15 protein-coding genes are annotated in these 15,241 nt (G+C 73.3%); 6 read left to right on the top strand and 9 right to left on the bottom strand.

From position 1 onward, the window contains the following. Window positions 1-77: 77 nt before the first annotated feature. On the top strand, window positions 78-1,208 hold the full coding sequence (locus ACN27D_RS21810; RefSeq protein ID WP_421499875.1) for a GH12 family glycosyl hydrolase domain-containing protein: 1,131 nt from the start codon (window positions 78-80) through the stop codon (window positions 1,206-1,208). A gap of 60 nt (window positions 1,209-1,268) precedes the next feature. On the opposite strand, the gene ACN27D_RS21805 is transcribed toward ACN27D_RS21810, so the two are convergent. Continuing rightward, window positions 1,269-2,051: an aldo/keto reductase gene (locus ACN27D_RS21805; protein WP_358170047.1), complete on the bottom strand. Its 783-nt coding sequence runs from the start codon at window positions 2,049-2,051 to the stop codon at window positions 1,269-1,271. Between the two features lie 78 nt (window positions 2,052-2,129). Here ACN27D_RS21805 and ACN27D_RS21800 point away from each other — a divergent pair, with 78 nt between their 5' ends. Together ACN27D_RS21800 and ACN27D_RS21795 are read left to right on the top strand one after the other, a co-directional pair. Next, window positions 2,130-3,164 carry a DNA polymerase ligase N-terminal domain-containing protein gene (locus ACN27D_RS21800; RefSeq protein WP_421499874.1) on the top strand — a complete coding sequence of 345 codons (1,035 nt, stop codon included), beginning with the start codon at window positions 2,130-2,132 and terminating at the stop codon, window positions 3,162-3,164. Between the two features lie 8 nt (window positions 3,165-3,172). Continuing rightward, window positions 3,173-4,360 carry a threonine synthase gene (locus tag ACN27D_RS21795; protein ID WP_421499873.1) on the top strand — a complete coding sequence of 396 codons (1,188 nt, stop codon included), beginning with the start codon at window positions 3,173-3,175 and terminating at the stop codon, window positions 4,358-4,360. A gap of 34 nt (window positions 4,361-4,394) precedes the next feature. On the opposite strand, the gene ACN27D_RS21790 is transcribed toward ACN27D_RS21795, so the two are convergent. Both ACN27D_RS21790 and ACN27D_RS21785 read right to left on the bottom strand, forming a co-directional pair. Next, window positions 4,395-4,787 (bottom strand): cupin domain-containing protein, encoded by a 393-nt coding sequence (locus ACN27D_RS21790; protein ID WP_013284343.1) that lies wholly within the window; start codon window positions 4,785-4,787, stop codon window positions 4,395-4,397. Between the two features lie 250 nt (window positions 4,788-5,037). Further along, the gene (locus ACN27D_RS21785; protein ID WP_121686001.1) at window positions 5,038-5,442 is read right to left on the bottom strand and encodes a hypothetical protein; all 405 of its coding nucleotides are present in this window, start codon (window positions 5,440-5,442) and stop codon (window positions 5,038-5,040) included. A gap of 268 nt (window positions 5,443-5,710) precedes the next feature. Here ACN27D_RS21785 and ACN27D_RS21780 point away from each other — a divergent pair, with 268 nt between their 5' ends. Beyond that, the gene (locus ACN27D_RS21780) at window positions 5,711-6,727 is read left to right on the top strand and encodes a beta family protein (RefSeq protein WP_421499872.1); all 1,017 of its coding nucleotides are present in this window, start codon (window positions 5,711-5,713) and stop codon (window positions 6,725-6,727) included. 2 nt (window positions 6,728-6,729) lie between these two features. On the opposite strand, the gene ACN27D_RS21775 is transcribed toward ACN27D_RS21780, so the two are convergent. Next, window positions 6,730-7,011, bottom strand: coding sequence for an iron-sulfur cluster biosynthesis family protein (locus tag ACN27D_RS21775; protein ID WP_013284340.1), 282 nt, complete (start codon window positions 7,009-7,011; stop codon window positions 6,730-6,732). A 316-nt stretch (window positions 7,012-7,327) separates the two neighbouring features. Between ACN27D_RS21775 and dacB the strand changes: the two genes are divergently transcribed. Further along, the gene (gene dacB, locus ACN27D_RS21770) at window positions 7,328-8,911 is read left to right on the top strand and encodes a D-alanyl-D-alanine carboxypeptidase/D-alanyl-D-alanine endopeptidase (RefSeq protein WP_421499871.1); all 1,584 of its coding nucleotides are present in this window, start codon (window positions 7,328-7,330) and stop codon (window positions 8,909-8,911) included. Window positions 8,912-8,932: 21 nt separating this feature from the next. Here dacB and ACN27D_RS21765 read toward each other — a convergent pair whose 3' ends face one another. The 5 genes from ACN27D_RS21765 to ACN27D_RS21745 form a co-directional block, all read right to left on the bottom strand. After that, a complete protein-coding gene (locus ACN27D_RS21765) occupies window positions 8,933-9,244 on the bottom strand; it encodes a hypothetical protein (protein WP_421499870.1) in 312 nt (103 codons plus the stop codon). Window positions 9,245-9,331: 87 nt separating this feature from the next. After that, a complete protein-coding gene (locus tag ACN27D_RS21760) occupies window positions 9,332-10,237 on the bottom strand; it encodes a hypothetical protein (protein WP_358169730.1) in 906 nt (301 codons plus the stop codon). Between the two features lie 125 nt (window positions 10,238-10,362). After that, the gene (locus ACN27D_RS21755; protein ID WP_421499869.1) at window positions 10,363-11,622 is read right to left on the bottom strand and encodes a hypothetical protein; all 1,260 of its coding nucleotides are present in this window, start codon (window positions 11,620-11,622) and stop codon (window positions 10,363-10,365) included. Between the two features lie 1,106 nt (window positions 11,623-12,728). Beyond that, window positions 12,729-13,181, bottom strand: a complete 453-nt coding sequence (locus tag ACN27D_RS21750) for a pyridoxamine 5'-phosphate oxidase family protein (RefSeq protein ID WP_421499868.1) — start codon at window positions 13,179-13,181, stop codon at window positions 12,729-12,731. Window positions 13,182-13,358: 177 nt separating this feature from the next. Then, on the bottom strand, window positions 13,359-13,952 hold the full coding sequence (locus ACN27D_RS21745) for a pentapeptide repeat-containing protein (RefSeq protein WP_121686586.1): 594 nt from the start codon (window positions 13,950-13,952) through the stop codon (window positions 13,359-13,361). Between the two features lie 55 nt (window positions 13,953-14,007). Here ACN27D_RS21745 and ACN27D_RS21740 point away from each other — a divergent pair, with 55 nt between their 5' ends. Continuing rightward, window positions 14,008-15,240: a serine hydrolase domain-containing protein gene (locus tag ACN27D_RS21740; protein ID WP_421499867.1), complete on the top strand. Its 1,233-nt coding sequence runs from the start codon at window positions 14,008-14,010 to the stop codon at window positions 15,238-15,240. Window position 15,241: the final 1 nt, after the last annotated feature.

Genomic DNA, 15,241 nt, shown 5'->3' with positions numbered 1-15,241 from the left:
TCCTTGCATCGTGGGAGCGCTCCCGCCCGTACCACCGACCGAACCGGCGCCGCCCCCGCGCCGAGCCAAGGAGCATCATGAAGCGTCCACTCAGGGCCCTCGCGGCGGCCGGACTGCTCGCCGCCGGCACCCTCGTCGCCGTCGCGCTCGGCGGCACCGCCTCCGCCGACACCCAGATCTGCGAGCAGTACGGCTCGACCACGATCGGCGGCAAGTACGTGGTGCAGAACAACCGCTGGGGCACCACCGCCCAGCAGTGCATCAACGTCACCTCGACCGGCTTCTCCATCACCCGGGCGGACGGCTCCGCGCCGACCAACGGGGCGCCGGTCGCGTACCCGTCGATCTTCGTGGGCTGCCACTACACCAACTGCTCACCCGGCACGAACCTGCCGGTGCAGGTGAAGAACATCAGCAGCGCGCCGTCCAGCATCAGCTACAACTACGTCAGCGGCGCGATCTTCAACGCGTCGTACGACATCTGGCTCGACCCGTCGCCCAAGCGCGACGGCGTAAACCAGATGGAGATCATGATCTGGCTCAACCGGCAGGGCTCGATCCAGCCCATCGGCTCGCCGGTCGGCACCGCCAGCATCGCGGGCCGCACCTGGGAGGTCTGGCGCGGCAGCAACGGCTCCAACAACGTCATCTCGTACCTGTCGCCGTCGGCCATCCCCAGCTTCAGCTTCGACGCGCTGGCGTTCATCAACGACACCCGTAACCGGGGTGCGATCACCAACGACTGGTATCTGACCAGCATCCAGGCCGGTTTCGAGCCGTGGCAGGGCGGCGTCGGGCTGGCGGTGAACTCGTTCTCGCAGAGCGTCAACACCGGCTCGAACCCGCCGACCACGTCGGCCCCGACCACGCCCCCGCCGTCGGGCGGCGCGTCCTGCACCGTCACCTACAAGGCGGCGAACGTGTGGAACAACGGCTTCACCGCCGACGTGACCGTCAAGAACACCGGCTCCGGCACGATCAACGGCTGGACGCTGAACTACAACCTGCCCTCCGGGCAGACCGTCACCAACGCGTGGAACGCCACCGTGAGCCAGAGCGGCTCGGCGGTGACCGCCCGCAACGCCGGCTACAACGGCACGCTGGCACCCGGGGCGTCCACCAGCTTCGGCTACCAGGCGACGCTGAACGGCAGCTACTCCGCGCCGAGCAGCTTCACGCTCAACGGCTCCACCTGCGCCCGGGGCTGACCACCGCGCACGTCGAGGGGCGCGGTCCGCAGCGGACCGCGCCCCTTGCACGTGTACGCCTCAGCCGGCGAGGGCGTCGACGTCGCGCATCTCCTCGGCGGTGAGCGAGAACCCGAACACGTCGACGTTGGCCCGGATCCGCTCCGGCGTGACCGACTTCGGGATCACCACGATCTCGTGGTCGATGTGCCAGCGCAGCACCACCTGAGCCGGTGACACGTCGTGCGCCTGGGCGATCCGCACCAGCACCGGGTCGGACAGGTCGCTGGTCTTGAACGGGCTGTACCCCTCCAGCGCCACGCCCCGGTCCCGGTGGGCGGCGTACGTCTGCCTGTCGTACAGCGACGGGCTCCACCGGATCTGGTTGACCGCCGGCGTCTCCTCGGTGGCCTGGATCAGCTCGTCGATCTGCCCGATCGAGTAGTTGCTCACGCCGACCGCGCGCGCCATGTTCTCGTCCCGCGCGGCGAGCATCTCCCGCCACACCGGGATGCTGTCGCCCGGCGCGGACGGCGGCCAGTGCACCAGCCACAGGTCGACGTAGTCGGTGTCCAGGGCGGCCAGGCTGGCCTCGATGGTCTCCCGCTCCCGGCCCACCCGGTCCGGCGGCAGCTTGGTGGTGATGAAGACGTCCTCGCGGCGCAGCCCGCTCTCCCTGACCGCCCGCCCGACCTCCTTCTCGTTGCCGTACATGGTGGCCGTGTCGATGTGCCGGTAGCCGGCGTCCAGCGCGGCAAGCACCGCCTGGAAGCCGGCCTCGCCGGTGGCCTGCCACGTGCCGAAGCCGAGCAGCGGGATCCGGACGTCGCCGGTGAGCGGGAGGGTGGGCTGGTCGCTGTCCATGTCCCCCGTTCTACCCCGGTTCGCCGCACACACACCGGCATCCCGGCGCGCACGGCGGGTCTGGGGGAGGATGCGGGGATGGCGGACCGGCTGGAGGAGTACCGGCGGAAACGGGACGCCGCGCGTACCCCGGAACCGGTGCCCGAGCGGGCTGCCGGGCGGAAGCGGTCCGCGCGGCGCGCACCCCGCTTCGTCATCCAGCAGCACCACGCCCGCAGCCTGCACTGGGACCTGCGGCTGGAGCACGACGGCGTGCTGGCCTCCTGGGCGGTGCCGCGCGGCCTGCCCCGCGACCCGGGCCGCAACCACCTGGCCGTGCACACCGAGGACCACCCGATGGAGTACCTGACGTTCCACGGGGAGATCCCCGCCGGGGAGTACGGCGGCGGGCGGATGACAGTGCACGACACCGGCACCTACCGCGCGGAGAAGTGGCGCGACGACGAGGTGATCGTGGTGCTCGACGGCGAGCGCACGAAGGGCCGGTACGTGCTGTTCGCCACCGGCGGCCGGGGGCGGGACTGGATGATCAGGCGCACCGACCCGGCGCCGGAGGGCTGGACGCCGATGCCCGAGCTGGTCCGCCCGATGCGGCCCGCCAGCGGCGGGCGGCTGCCGCGCGACGCCGCCGCCTGGGGGTACGAGCTGCGCTGGGCGGGCGTGCGCGCGATGGCGTACGTCTCGGGCGGCCGGCTGCGGCTGCTCGACGGCGACGACACGGAGATCACCGGGGAGTACCCGTGGGCGCGGGCGATGGCCGAGGCGCTGGCCCCGGCCGAGGCGGTGCTCGACGGCGTGCTGGTGCGGATCGACCCGGCCGGGCGGGTCCGTCCGCCGACCCGGCGCGACGGGCAGTTCCTCGCCGTCGACCTGCTCTGGCTGGAGGGCGTGTCCAGCCTCGACGTGCCGTACGCGCAACGCCGTGACCTGCTCGACGGTCTGGCGCTCACCGGTCCGCACTGGCAGACTCCGCCGTGGTTCCCGGGAGTCGGTGCGGACGCCCTGCGGGCCGCCCGTGAGCAGGGGCTCCCGGGAGTGGTGGCGAAACGCCTCGACTCCCCGTACGAGCCGGGCCGGCGCAGCCGGCACTGGCTGAGCATCGACGCGAGCTGAGGACCACCGTGCACCTGACGCACCTGGAGTGCCCGCGCTGCGGTCGTGAACACCCGGCCGACGTGTTGCAGAACCTGTGCGGCTGCGGCTGCGGCTCGCCGCTGCTGGCCCGCTACGACCTCGCCGCGGTGGCCGCCACGGTCGCCCCGGAGCAGTTCGGGCTGCGCCCGGCCGACCTGTGGCGCTACCGGGAGCTGCTGCCGGTGGCCGACCCCCGGTGCGTCACCACGCTCGGCGAGGGCTGGACGCCGATGTGGCGCGCGCCCGCGTACGGGCACGAGATCGGCATCGCGGATCTGATCGTCAAGGACGAGGGGCTGACCCCGACCGGGTCGTTCAAGGCGCGCGGCGCGGCGGTGGGCGTGAGCCGGGCCCGGGAGCTGGGCGTGCGGCGGATCGCCATGCCCACGAACGGCAACGCCGGCGCGGCCTGGGCCACCTACGCGGCGCGGGCCGGGATGGGCGCGACCATCGCCATGCCGCTGGCCGCGCCGACCATCTGCCGCGAGGAGTGCCTGGCCGCCGGCGCCGACCTGCGGCTGATCGACGGCCTGATCAACGACGCGGGCCGGGAGATCGCCGAGCTGATCGCCGGGTCGGACGGCGGGATCTTCGACGCCGGCACGCTGCGCGAGCCGTACCGCCTGGAGGGCAAGAAGACCATGGGGTACGAGATCGTCGAGCAGCTCGGCTGGCAGGTGCCCGACGTGATCGTCTACCCGACCGGCGGGGGCGTCGGGCTGATCGGCATCCACAAGGCGCTGCACGAGCTGCGCGAGCTGGGCTGGGTGGAGGACCGGCTGCCCCGGCTGGTCGCGGTGCAGTCCACCGGGTGCGCGCCGATCGTGCGGGCGTTCGCGGCCGGCGAGGACCGCGCCACCCCGTGGGAGGACGCGCGCACCGTCGCGTTCGGCATCACGGTGCCCGCCCCGCTCGGCGACGAGCTGATCCTGTCCGCGCTGCGGGACAGCGCCGGCACCGCGATCGCCGTGGACGACGCGGAGATCCTCACCGACCTGCGCGACTTCGCCGCCCGGGAGGGGCTGCTGCTCTGCCCGGAGGGCGCGGCCTGCCTGACCGCCGCCCGGCACCTGCGCGCGGGCGGGTGGATCCGGCCGGGTGAGCGCGTGGTGGTGCTCAACACCGGCGCCGGCGTCAAGTATCCGGGCCTGGTGCACAGCGGGGCGCCCGTGTGACAGGCGAGGTCGTGGCGCCCCGCTCGACCGGAGGTCAGGAGGTGGGCGGCTCGTCCTCGCCCGCCTCCTCGGCGGCGTCCGCCTCCTCCTTCGTCTTGTGCACCGCGCCGTCGGCGTGCTCGGGCGGGCCGTAGACGGTGTAGAGCACCAGCGGGTTCGGCCCGGTGTTGACGAAGTTGTGCTTCGTGCCGGCCGGTACGACCACCAGGTCGCCGGAGACGACCTCCTTCTTCTCCCCGGCCACCCGCGCCTCGCCGGTGCCGCTGACGAACGTGAGGATCTGGTCGATGCCCTCGTGGACCTCCTCGCCGATCTCGCCGCCCGGCGGAATGGTCATGATGACCAGCTGGGTGTGCTCCCCGGTCCAGAGCACGCGGCGGAAGTCGGGACTCTTCTCGGCGACTGTCGCGATAGTGAAATGCTCCATGGCCCGCTCATACCCCGATCACGCGCCCGCCACGCCGGGAGTCGCAGATGGTGGAATTCCCCACGCCGATCCGGTTTGGATGCCCTCGGAAGGGGCATGTGCTGCCGACAAGACCGGCGCACTGCTGGGCCGGTCGAGCCAGGTCCCCGCCGGCGTACCGCCGTACGGCTGCGGTGGTGGGAGACGGCCGGAGCGCGGCGACGTTACGACCGGAGGTCGTGCGGCGCCGTGCGCTCGTCTGCGGGTCCGGTCAGGCCAGCACGGCCAGGTGGAACGGGCGGTCCGCGTGCCCGCTCGTGCCGTGCGTCTCGACGAACACCGCGTTGGCGATCCCCGAGCGCGGCGCCACCGTGATGACACCCTGCGGGACCAGCCCGTTCGCCGTCGCGGGGCCGACCGTCCCGACGTACGCCGCTCCCGCCACGTCCTGGTCGAACGCGACCTGGTACATCCCGGGGGCGAGCCGGGTGGCCGAGGTGGCGCCGAGGCCGCGGACGAGCCTTCCGTTGGCGTCGACCACGGCGAACAGCATGCGCGCGGTGGCCGGCAGCCCGACCGGCGAACACGAGTTGATCTCGGTGTCGGCGCGCGCGGCATCCCGCATGCTCGGGATCGGCTGGCCGGTGGTCTCCCTCCTTGCTCTACGGCTGGGCATGGTGATCCTCTCTCCCGCCGGTACGCCGGCCGGAGGCGTTCGTACGCTTCCGGGCGATCGTCGGCGATCACCCTCGATGATTCCGACGCTATGTCGGCGCACCGCCCGGCAACCACCCGGAGAACTGTCCGATCAAGGACATTGGACGGCTCTGAGCTGCGGAAACGTCTACCTGATCATCGATCGGCCGCCGGTTGGGACGGCCCGTTGCCGCATCGGAGCCGCCCGGAAACCATGACGCTGCGCAATCATCTGGCTACATTGAAGTATGGTGCAGCCGCTCCGAGGTCGACCGCCGGTCTACCGCCCGGTGCTGGCCGCACGGCGCGGAGAGCTGGAGGCGCTGACCCGGCTCGACGACACCTCGGCCGCGCTGCTCGCACCGGTCCTCGACGTCCCGGCCGACACACCGTCCATCGTGGACGCCCTGAGACGCCTTCCGGCCGGGCTGCTGCCCGCCGTCGACGTGTCGGCCCTGCCGGACGCCACCGAACACGACCCGGTCCGTTGGGGCGTACCGCTGGTGCCGGTGATCGGCCTCGCGGACAGCGACCGGCGGCTGGCCGCGCACGGCGTGGCGGCCCGGGCCTGGGCGCACCACGCGGTCGTCCGGCTGCGCCTCGGCCCGGACCGGGCCGGGCCGGACGCCGCGACGGCGGCCGCGGAACGGGTGTGGCGGGTGACGGGTCTGCTGCCCGAGCAGTGCGACCTGCTGCTCGATGCCGGGGACGTGTGCTGCCGGGCCGACGTCCGGCTGGCCGAGCCACGGATCCGGCGTGCCGCGCAGTGGGCCCGGCGGCACGCCTGGCGCTCGGTGACGACGGCGGCCGGTGGGATGCCGCCGGCCCTGTCCCGGCTGCCGGTGGACGAACCGGTCCGCGTGGACCGCTACGACTGGTCGCTCTGGCGGCGTCTGGCCGACCTGCGCCTCGGGTACGGCGACTACGGCGTGGGCTGCGCGGTGCGGGACGCGGACGAGCCCGGCGACCGGACACCGACGCTGCGCTGGGCCGCCGACGACGCGTGGTGGGTCTACCGCTGGTCGCGGCGGGGCGGGCGGGGCGACGAGCGGTTCGCCGACCTGTGCCGCACGCTCACCGCCGCGCCGCACTGGTCGCCCGCCGGGGCCGGCTTCTCCTGGGGCGACCACGAGATCGTCCGGCGGGCCCGGCGGGGCGCCGGCGCGGGCTCACCGGCCAACTGGATCGCGTGGAGTACGTCGCACCACCTGGCGCACGTGCTGGCCGCGCTGGTCCGGCCGGAACCGGACCAGCGCGCCGGCTGAACTCACTCCTTCTCGGTGAAGCCGAACTGGACCACGCCCTCCTCGTCGACCATCGCGTCCACCGACGTGTCGTTGAGCAGCTCGGCCGCGTCCGAGTCGAGGAAGATGCGCGCACCCTCGGTGTCCACCACCTGGTCGCCCTGCACCGGCTGCGGCACCAGCTCGATCGAGAGCGAACCGGCGTCGGTGTCGGCGGCGATGCGCAGCCCACCCGCGTCGGCGACGTCCTGCTGGGCGGCGAGGTCACGGATCACCAGGACGGCGTTGTCGGTCATGGTCAGCATGGCTGAACTCCTCATGGCTGGGTGTCGGGTTTCGCGGGCGAACGGCCCACGCGGTCGGCTCGCGACCCGGAAGCGGGCGAGACACCATCTCGCCGCACTGGAAGCAGGGCTGTTGCACGGCCCTCACCCCCACCGTGCCCGCTGCCCGGTCATCCGTCAAACGGAACCCGATGATCGGCCGCTCCTCGGTGAGCAGGAGTTTTCCCCGGCCCGAAGCGGGAACACCCGGGGATTTGCGGCGCCACCGCCGGTGGCCGCAAATAACCTTTCACTCCGGAGTCTTTTCCGCAGGAAATCTCCGTGGCAGCATCTTCCCATGCATCGTCGCCTATTTCCCCGGGCACTCGCGGTGCTGGCGCTGGTCGCCACCGCGGCCGCCGCCGGCACCACCACCGCCACGGCCGAAGCGCCCACCCCGGCGCAGACCCGGCTGAACGCCACAATCGACGCGGTCCTCGCCGACAGCCGTCTCGACGGGGCGCAGGCGGGCGTGGTCGTCGTCGAGACCGCCAGCGGCCGCACGCTCTACGACCGCAACGGCACCCGGCGGCTCATCCCCGCCTCCAACACCAAGCTGCTCACCTCGGCGGCGGCGATGGAACTGCTCGGACCGGGTCACCGCTTCACCACCGAGGTGAGCGCCGACGGGCCGCGCCGCGCCGGGATACTCTCCAGCGACCTCTACCTGCGCGGCGGCGGCGACCCCACCATCCTCGCCGCCGACTACGACCGGCTCGCCGAGCAGGTCGCCGCGGCGGGCGTACGCGTGGTCGCGGGCGACCTGGTCGCCGACGACACCCGGTACGACAAGGGCCGGCTCGGTCCGGACTGGACCTGGGACGACGAGCCCTACTACTACGCCGCCCAGGTGTCGGCGCTGACGGTCGCCCCGGACACCGACTACGACGCCGGCACCGTGATCGTGCACGCCGCCCCGGGCACCCGGGCCGGCGCCCGGCCGAAGATCACCATGACCCCGGACAACGGCTGGCTGCGGATCGACAACCGGGCCGAGACGGTCGCCGACGGCGAGACCACCATCTCCTTCGAACGTGAGCACGGCGGCAACACGGTGGTCGTCACCGGCCAGATCGCGGTCGGCCAGGCCGCCGAGAGCGACTGGGTGACCGTGTGGGAGCCGACCGGGTACGCCGCCGACGTGTTCCGCTCCGCGCTGCGGCGACACGGCGTACGGGTGCTCGGCCGGACCGTGCTCGGCACCGCCACCCCTGATACCGCCAAGCCGCTCGCCCGGCACGACTCGATGCCGCTGGCCGACCTGATGGTGCCGTTCCTCAAGCTCTCCAACAACGGGCACGCCGAGGTGCTCACCAAGGAACTGGGCCGGCAGCTCTCCGGATCCGGCACCTGGGCCGCCGGGCTGTCCGCGATCAGCGGGTACGTGGGCGACGCCGGCGTGGACACCGGCACGCTGCGCCAGCGCGACGGGTCCGGGCTGTCCCGGCGCAACCTCGTCCCGCCGGCCCAGTTCGTCACGCTGCTCTCGGCGGTCCGCGCCGAACCGTGGTTCGACACCTGGTACGCCGCGCTGCCGGTGGCCGGCAACCCGGACCGGTTCGTGGGCGGAACGCTGCGCAGCCGGATGGGCGGCACCGCCGCCGCGAACAACGTGCACGCCAAGACCGGCAGCCTGACCGGCGCGTCGGCGCTCTCCGGCTACGTCACCGACGCCGACGGGCGGCTGCTCGCCTTCTCGATCGTGCTGAACAACTACCTCACCTCGTCGGTGAAGGGGCTGGAGGACCAGATCGCGATCGCGCTCGCCTCGTACACCGAGAAGGAGACGGCGACCGCCCGGCGGACCGTGCCCGCCGCGCCCGAGTCGCCGCGCGTACCGGAGGGGCGGGAGTGCTCCTGGGTGAAGCCCGCGCTCTGCTGACCGGCCCGGCCGCCCCGGCGCTCAGGCGCCGGGGCGGTACGGACGCGGGTCGGCCGCGGGGTCACCGCGCTCGACCAGCGCGTCGATCTCGGCCGACGGCAGTCCGCGCAGCGTGAGCACCCGGCGGCCCCACACGTGCAGCCGGCACGGGTGCGGGCTGGCGTCGTTGCGGCAGATCGTCCCGCCCGACCAGGTCCGCGGCGCGTGCACCACCACCGCCCGCACCGCGAACTGGACGTCCTCGACCGTGACGTACGGCGGCATCGGGATCTCGCGCAGCACGTCACAGTCGGTGCGCGGACGGGCGGGGGCGACGGGGGCAGGGCCGGTCATCGGTCGGGCCTCCACAGAGGATGGTCGGACGGGACAACCGAAACGTACGACGTCCCGCCCGGCACGCGACGGACAAACTGTCCCCGCTCAGCGCAGCGCCACCGCCTGGAGGCTCACGTTGCCGCAGTCGCCCAGCGACTCCTCCACCGTCCAGTTCAGCAGCAGCTTCGCGCCGCGCGGGGCGCGGAACCTGACCGTGAACTCGGTGGTGAGCGCGGTGTGCGGATCCTCCATCCGGAGCGTGGTCACCGGGCCGCCGCCGGAGACGCGCACGTCGAGGCGGCCACGGGCCATCCAGAGCCCGGCGTACAGACGCACCGTGCGCTGCTGCCCGTCGGCGGCCACCGACAGGTTGAACCCGCTGCCCCGGTGACAGGTGTAGACCCCGGACATGGTGCCGCTCGCCGACGCGACCGGGTTGCCGTCACGCCAGGCGTACGCCTCGGGGTTGTTGTCGAAGCTCTCCCGCCGCCCTCGGCCGCCCTCGTCGCGGATCTCGCCGGAGCCACCCCGCTTGCGGACCGTCCGGTCCGCGCCGGTCAGGCCCCAGTGGACCCAGTCGGTGGGGCCGGCGGCGGTGAGGTCCACGGTGGCGGGCACCTCGGCGCGGGTCACGGCGACGGTCGGCGGCGGCGCGGGCGTCGGTGACGGCGACGGCGTGGACGGCGTCGGGCTCGGCGACGGTGGCCGCTGCCGGGGACGCAGCCCCGGGTTGACCACCGTGTCGTCGGCCTCGTTCGGCAGCCCGACCCGGCCGGGCGGCGCCACCGGCACTCCGGCGTGCTCCTCGCCAGGCGTGTCGTGCCGCTCGACGCCGAGGTAGACCGCCAGCATCGCCAGGCAGAGGAACGCGGCCAGCCCTTCCAGCATCAGCCGCCGTCGGCGGCGCAGTCGGCGCAACGCGGACCGGGTACGCGGAAGGCCGTGCCGGTGCGAGCCGGGGCCGGTACGCGGACGGTCCTCCTGGCCCACCACACCCTCCACTTCGGTCACGACACCGCCGGATACGACAGGTGTGCGACGGGCTTCACGGTGTCACCGCACGGCCCTTTGCGCCATATGTCGAGTGACGGGCGTTTCCAGTTCGTTACCTGGCGACCGCTCGCCGGACCGGCCGCTCAGCTTACCGTGATCGCCTGCAACGCCACCCCGTCGTTCTGCCCGCCGGTCACCGTCAGGGCATGCCACCTGATCAGCAGCCGCTCCCCCGGGGCCGCCCGGAAGCGGATGACGTACTGGTAGAAGCGGTCGCCCGCGGCGAGGGCGACCTCGCGGACGGCGGGATCGCCACCGCTGGACAGCGACAGGTCGAGCCGCGCACCGGCCGAGAACGTGCCGACGAACAACCGGACCGTCCGCAGATCGCCGCTCCCGGCCACCCCGAGCGTGAAGCTCTTCCCGGCGCCCCGCTGGAAGACACCCGCCCGGGTGCCGTCCTGACGCGCCGTCGGCGCGCCGTCGGTCCACCGGAGATCACAGGCGCCCGCGTTGTGCTCCAGCCGCTCGCCGCCCGGGTCCTGGATCTCGCCGGTACCGCTCGCCTTGCGATGGAAGCTGTCCGCGCCGGCGCCGCCCCAGTGCCGCCAGTCCCGTGTACCGAGCGCGGTGAGCGACAGCGCCCCCGGCAACGGTGCCAGGTCCACGTCGAGCAGCGGTCCGCCGGGTGCGACCGGGTCGCCGGTGGCCGGCGTCTGATCGCTCGATGCCTGCCCGCTCGGGGCTTGCTCGTTCGGGCCTTGGTTGTTCGGGGCTTGGTTGTTCGGGGCTTGGTTGTTCGGGGCTTGCTCGTTCGGGGCTTGGTTGTTCGGCGATTGCTCGTTCGGGGCTTGGTTGTTCGGGGCTTGCCCGCCGGGTGCCTGTTCGCTTGGTGCTGCCACCGGCGCGGTTCCCCCGGTCAGCGGGAGTTGCGTGGGTGACCGGGCCGCGTATGCCAGCGCCGCCACCAGTCCGGTCACCGTGATTGCCGTCAGCACGGCGCGCCGGCGCCGACGGCGGGCTCGTGCGGCGGCGACCCGGGTGGCCGGGGCGTCGGGCGGGGGTCGCAGCGGGCCGGCGATCGGGGCGAGGATCCGGCTCAGCCGGGTCTTCGCCGCCCGGGTTGCGGAGCGCAGCCGGACGCCGAGCCCACCGGTCAGGCCGGTCAGGCCGGTCAGGCCGGTCAGGTCGGCCAGACGTGCCCGCAGACTCTCCCGGGCGGAGTGACGGCCCGGTCTCGCCTCCGCATCCGTCTCTTGCAGCGGCCCGAGGTCGGCCGGATCGCCCGGCTTGTGGGCGGTGACCGGCCGGGCCGGCGACGGACCGGACAGGTGCAGGCCGATCGGGGCCGGCCCGACCAGCGGAACCCGGCCGCCAGGCAGACTCGGACGCGGCTCGGGCACCGGCGCGGACGTCCCGGAAGCGAGCGGGCCCGGGTCGAGCGCCCCCAGTGTGACCGAGCCCGGGGCGGGCGGTACTGGCGCGAGCGAGCCCGGGGCAGGCGGCGCCGGCGCGAGTGGGCCTGGGTCGGGCGCCCTCAGCGCGAGCGGGCCCGGGGCGGGCGGCGCCGGCGCGAGTGGGCCTGGGTCGGGCGCCCTCAGCGCGAGCGGGCCCGGGGCGGGCGGCGCCGGCGCGAGTGGGCCGGGTGCGACGGGATCAGCCGGGAATGCGCCGGGCGTGAGGTGACCGGGCGCGACGGTAGCCGCCCCAAGGGGGTCGTGCGCTACGGGACCAGCCGCGAGTGCGCCTGCGGCGGGGAGATCGCGGTTCGCCGGGCCGGAATGGCGCGGAGGCGGCCAGACAGCGGTACCGGGCGGTTCCAGGTTCCCCGCAGGCACCGGATCGTCCAGATCGGCCGGTTGACGGTCCGCGTCCCGGGGGGTCACCGTCCGGGGCACGGTGGGATCGGTGTCACCGGGCAGGCGACGTGGACCTGCGGGTCGCTCCGGTTCATCGGCCGGTTCGTCCGGCGTGGGCAGCCAGCCCCCGACTCGGATCCCGGTCCGTGCGACGTCGTCCTCAGCCACCGCCCCTCCCTCGGCCACCGGCGGCGAGCGGCCCGCCCCGTGGCTCGCCGTAGGGAGAATGACACAGACCGCGATCTTGCAGAAGGCATCAGCCCTCGCAATTCCCACGCCCCAAGCGGCTCCGAGCCGCCCCGCGGAAGAGATCTTGGAACAATCACGCCCCCATAGGGGCCACTTCATACCAAGCTCTCCCGCGCCCCGGCGCGACGGACGCACCCACCCCGGCCCAGCACAGCACAGCCTCGTCGATCATGAAGTTAGCGGCGACAATCCGGACACCAAACACCGCCAACTTCATGATCGCCCAGGCTGAGGCGCCCACCCCCGCCGGCTGGGCGCGCCGAGCGCGCCCGCGTCAGCCCGCCCTGGACAGCCCCGTCGATCATGAAGTTGGCGGCGACAAATCGGACGCCGAACGCCGCTAACTTCATGATCGACGCGGGCCGGAGGGGTGCGGGGCCGGAGGGACGCGGGGGTTGTGGTCAGTGGCGGGTGCGTTGCTGTAGGCCTCGGTCGGGGTGCCAGCTCTCTATCAGGAGGTGGTCGGGTGGGTTGCCTACCCGGGTGAGGACCACCTCGGTCAGCTCGATCCGGAAGCGGTGCGAGCCGTCCTCGCCAGGCGGCTCCTCGTGCGCCCGGCCGGCGATCTTCGCGTCCCCCTCCCAGGTGGACGGGTCGTCCGGCGGGGCGTCCTCGGTCGGGCTGTGCAGCGCCACCCGGGGATCGCGGCGCAGGTCGAGCGCCTTGACCGCGCCGGCCATGCTGCCCAGCCGCAGCTGCCCGTCGTCACCGAAGTCGAACTCGGTGCCGCTGATCCGCGGCGAGCCGTCCCGCCGCACTGTCGCCATCGTGCCGTGCTTGCGGACCGCGAAGCGGGCGCGCACCCGCGCCGCGAACTCGGGCTCGGCCGCCACCAGGTCGGACCACCATGTCATGCGCCCGAGTGTGTCCGGAAAACCTGACAACCCGCGACATCTTTCCCTGCCGAGCCGACCCGACAACCCGGCAACCCAGCCAACCCGGCAACCCAGCCAACCCGGCAACCCAACCAGCCCGGCAACCCAACCGGCCCGACGACCCAACCGGCCCGACGACCCAGCCGGCCCGGGGACTCAGCCGACCTGGAAACCGAGCGCCTGCGCCAGCACCACGGCCTGCTCGGCGTCGATCCGCGCGTCGGCACGCTGCACCGCCGTCGGGTCGAGCGAGGACAGGTCGCTGCCGCGCAGGTCGGCCCGGATCAGCTTGGCGGCGTGCAGCTGGGCGCCGGACAGGTCCGCGCCGGTCAGCGTCGCGCCGGTGAGGTCGGCGCCGGTCAGGTCGACCTCCCGCATCCGTACGTCGGTGATCCGCGCTCCGCGCAGGTCGGCCCCGGCGAGCGTGACGAACGACCAGTCGCCCCGGTCGACCCGCAGCGGGCGCAGGTCGCAGCGGTCGAACGTGCTGCCGACCAGCTTGCAGCCGGTGAACTCGGCCTCGAAGAGGTTGCACTTGCTGAACGAGCACCTGGTGAACGCCGAGTCGGTGTGCCGGGAGGCGTTGAACGCGACGTTGCCGAACACGCAGTCGGTGAAGACCGCGCCCCGGCTGACCGCCTCGGTCAGGTCGACGTGGAAGAACTCGCATCGCACGAAGTGCCGGTCGGCCAGCTCCTCGGCGTACCAGTCCTGCTGGCGGTAGGTGACGTCCTCGACCGGCTCAGGCATGCCACCGACAGTAGTGACACTTCCCGGCCGCCGTACCTGCGGGTAGGTTCGCGTCGTGAGTGTCACCGTGAGCACCGACCCCGGCCGTGTCGGATTCGATCCCGCCCGGCTGGCGCGGATCGACGAGCACTTCGCCCGGTACGTCGACGACGGCCGGCTCGCCGGCTGGCAGATCGTCGTCAGCCGCCGCGGCGAGGTCGCCCACTCCTCGACGTACGGGCTGCGCGACCGGGAGGCCGGTACGCCGGTCGAGCCGGACACGCTCTGGCGCATCTACTCGATGACCAAGCCGATCACCTCGGTCGCGGCGATGATGCTCTGGGAGGAGGGCCGGTTCGAGCTGAACGACCCGGTCAGCCGCTGGCTGCCGGAGTTCGCCGACGTACGCGTCTACGACCGGGGTTCGGTGCTCAAGCCGTACACCGTGCCGGCGGTCGAGCCGATCCGGATCTGGCACCTGCTCACCCACACGGCGGGCCTGACGTACGGCTTCGCCCAGGTCTCGGTGGTCGACGGCCTGTACCGGGCGGCGGGTTTCGACCTGGGCGTGCCGGCGGGCGCGGACCTGGCGGCGGCGTCGGCCGGGCTGGCCCGGCTGCCGCTGCTGTTCCAGCCGGGCACGAGCTGGAACTACGGCGTCTCCACCGACGTGCTGGGCCGCCTGGTCGAGGTGATCTCCGGGCGGTCGCTGGACGCGTTCTTCGCCGAGCGGATCCTCGGCCCGTTGGGGATGACCGACACCCGCTGGTGGGTGGACGCGGCGGACGCGAAGCGCCTGGCCGCCCTCTACGCCCCGCACCCGGCCACCGGCCAGGCGGTACGCGCCGACGGGGTGGGCCGGGCCGCGCTGGCGGAGCCGACCTGGCACTCCGGCGGCGGCGGGCTGGTCTCCACCGCGGCGGACTACCACCGGTTCACCCAGTTCCTGCTGCGCGGCGGCGAGCTGGACGGGGTGCGCCTGCTCGGCCCCCGCACGGTGCGCTTCATGACCCGCAACCACCTGCCGGGCGACCGGGATCTGGCCTCGTTCTCGCCGGAGGGCTTCGCCGAGACGGTCCTCGACGGGATCGGCTTCGGGCTGGGCTTCGCGGTGGTGCTGGACCCGGTGCCGTCGCGCGTGCCGAGCAGCGTCGGCGAGTTCTACTGGGGCGGCCTGGCCAGCACGGCGTTCTGGGTGGACCCGGTGGAGGAGGTCACCGCGCTGCTGTTCACCCAGTTGATGCCGTCGAGCACGTACCCGCTGCGCAGCCAGCTTCGCCAGCTCGTCTACTCGGCGATCGTCGACTGAG

This window comes from Micromonospora sp. WMMD1274 (assembly GCF_049179035.1).
GTDB classification, from domain to species: Bacteria; Actinomycetota; Actinomycetes; order Mycobacteriales; family Micromonosporaceae; genus Micromonospora; species Micromonospora tulbaghiae.
Note: the sequence above shows the minus strand (reverse complement) of the source record. Positions and strands in the feature narration are given on the sequence as shown.

What these genes read in the sequence shown, in the direction of transcription:
- ACN27D_RS21810 (WP_421499875.1), top strand. Translation starts at nt 78, where the DNA reads ATGAAGCGTCCACTCAGGGCCCTCGCGGCGGCCGGACTGCTCGCCGCC.
- ACN27D_RS21805 (WP_358170047.1), bottom strand. Translation starts at nt 2,051, where the DNA reads ATGGACAGCGACCAGCCCACCCTCCCGCTCACCGGCGACGTCCGGATC.
- ACN27D_RS21800 (WP_421499874.1), top strand. Translation starts at nt 2,130, where the DNA reads ATGGCGGACCGGCTGGAGGAGTACCGGCGGAAACGGGACGCCGCGCGT.
- ACN27D_RS21790 (WP_013284343.1), bottom strand. Translation starts at nt 4,787, where the DNA reads ATGGAGCATTTCACTATCGCGACAGTCGCCGAGAAGAGTCCCGACTTC.
- ACN27D_RS21785 (WP_121686001.1), bottom strand. Translation starts at nt 5,442, where the DNA reads ATGCCCAGCCGTAGAGCAAGGAGGGAGACCACCGGCCAGCCGATCCCG.
- ACN27D_RS21780 (WP_421499872.1), top strand. Translation starts at nt 5,711, where the DNA reads ATGGTGCAGCCGCTCCGAGGTCGACCGCCGGTCTACCGCCCGGTGCTG.
- ACN27D_RS21775 (WP_013284340.1), bottom strand. Translation starts at nt 7,011, where the DNA reads ATGCTGACCATGACCGACAACGCCGTCCTGGTGATCCGTGACCTCGCC.
- dacB (WP_421499871.1), top strand. Translation starts at nt 7,328, where the DNA reads ATGCATCGTCGCCTATTTCCCCGGGCACTCGCGGTGCTGGCGCTGGTC.
- ACN27D_RS21765 (WP_421499870.1), bottom strand. Translation starts at nt 9,244, where the DNA reads ATGACCGGCCCTGCCCCCGTCGCCCCCGCCCGTCCGCGCACCGACTGT.
- ACN27D_RS21750 (WP_421499868.1), bottom strand. Translation starts at nt 13,181, where the DNA reads ATGACATGGTGGTCCGACCTGGTGGCGGCCGAGCCCGAGTTCGCGGCG.
- ACN27D_RS21745 (WP_121686586.1), bottom strand. Translation starts at nt 13,952, where the DNA reads ATGCCTGAGCCGGTCGAGGACGTCACCTACCGCCAGCAGGACTGGTAC.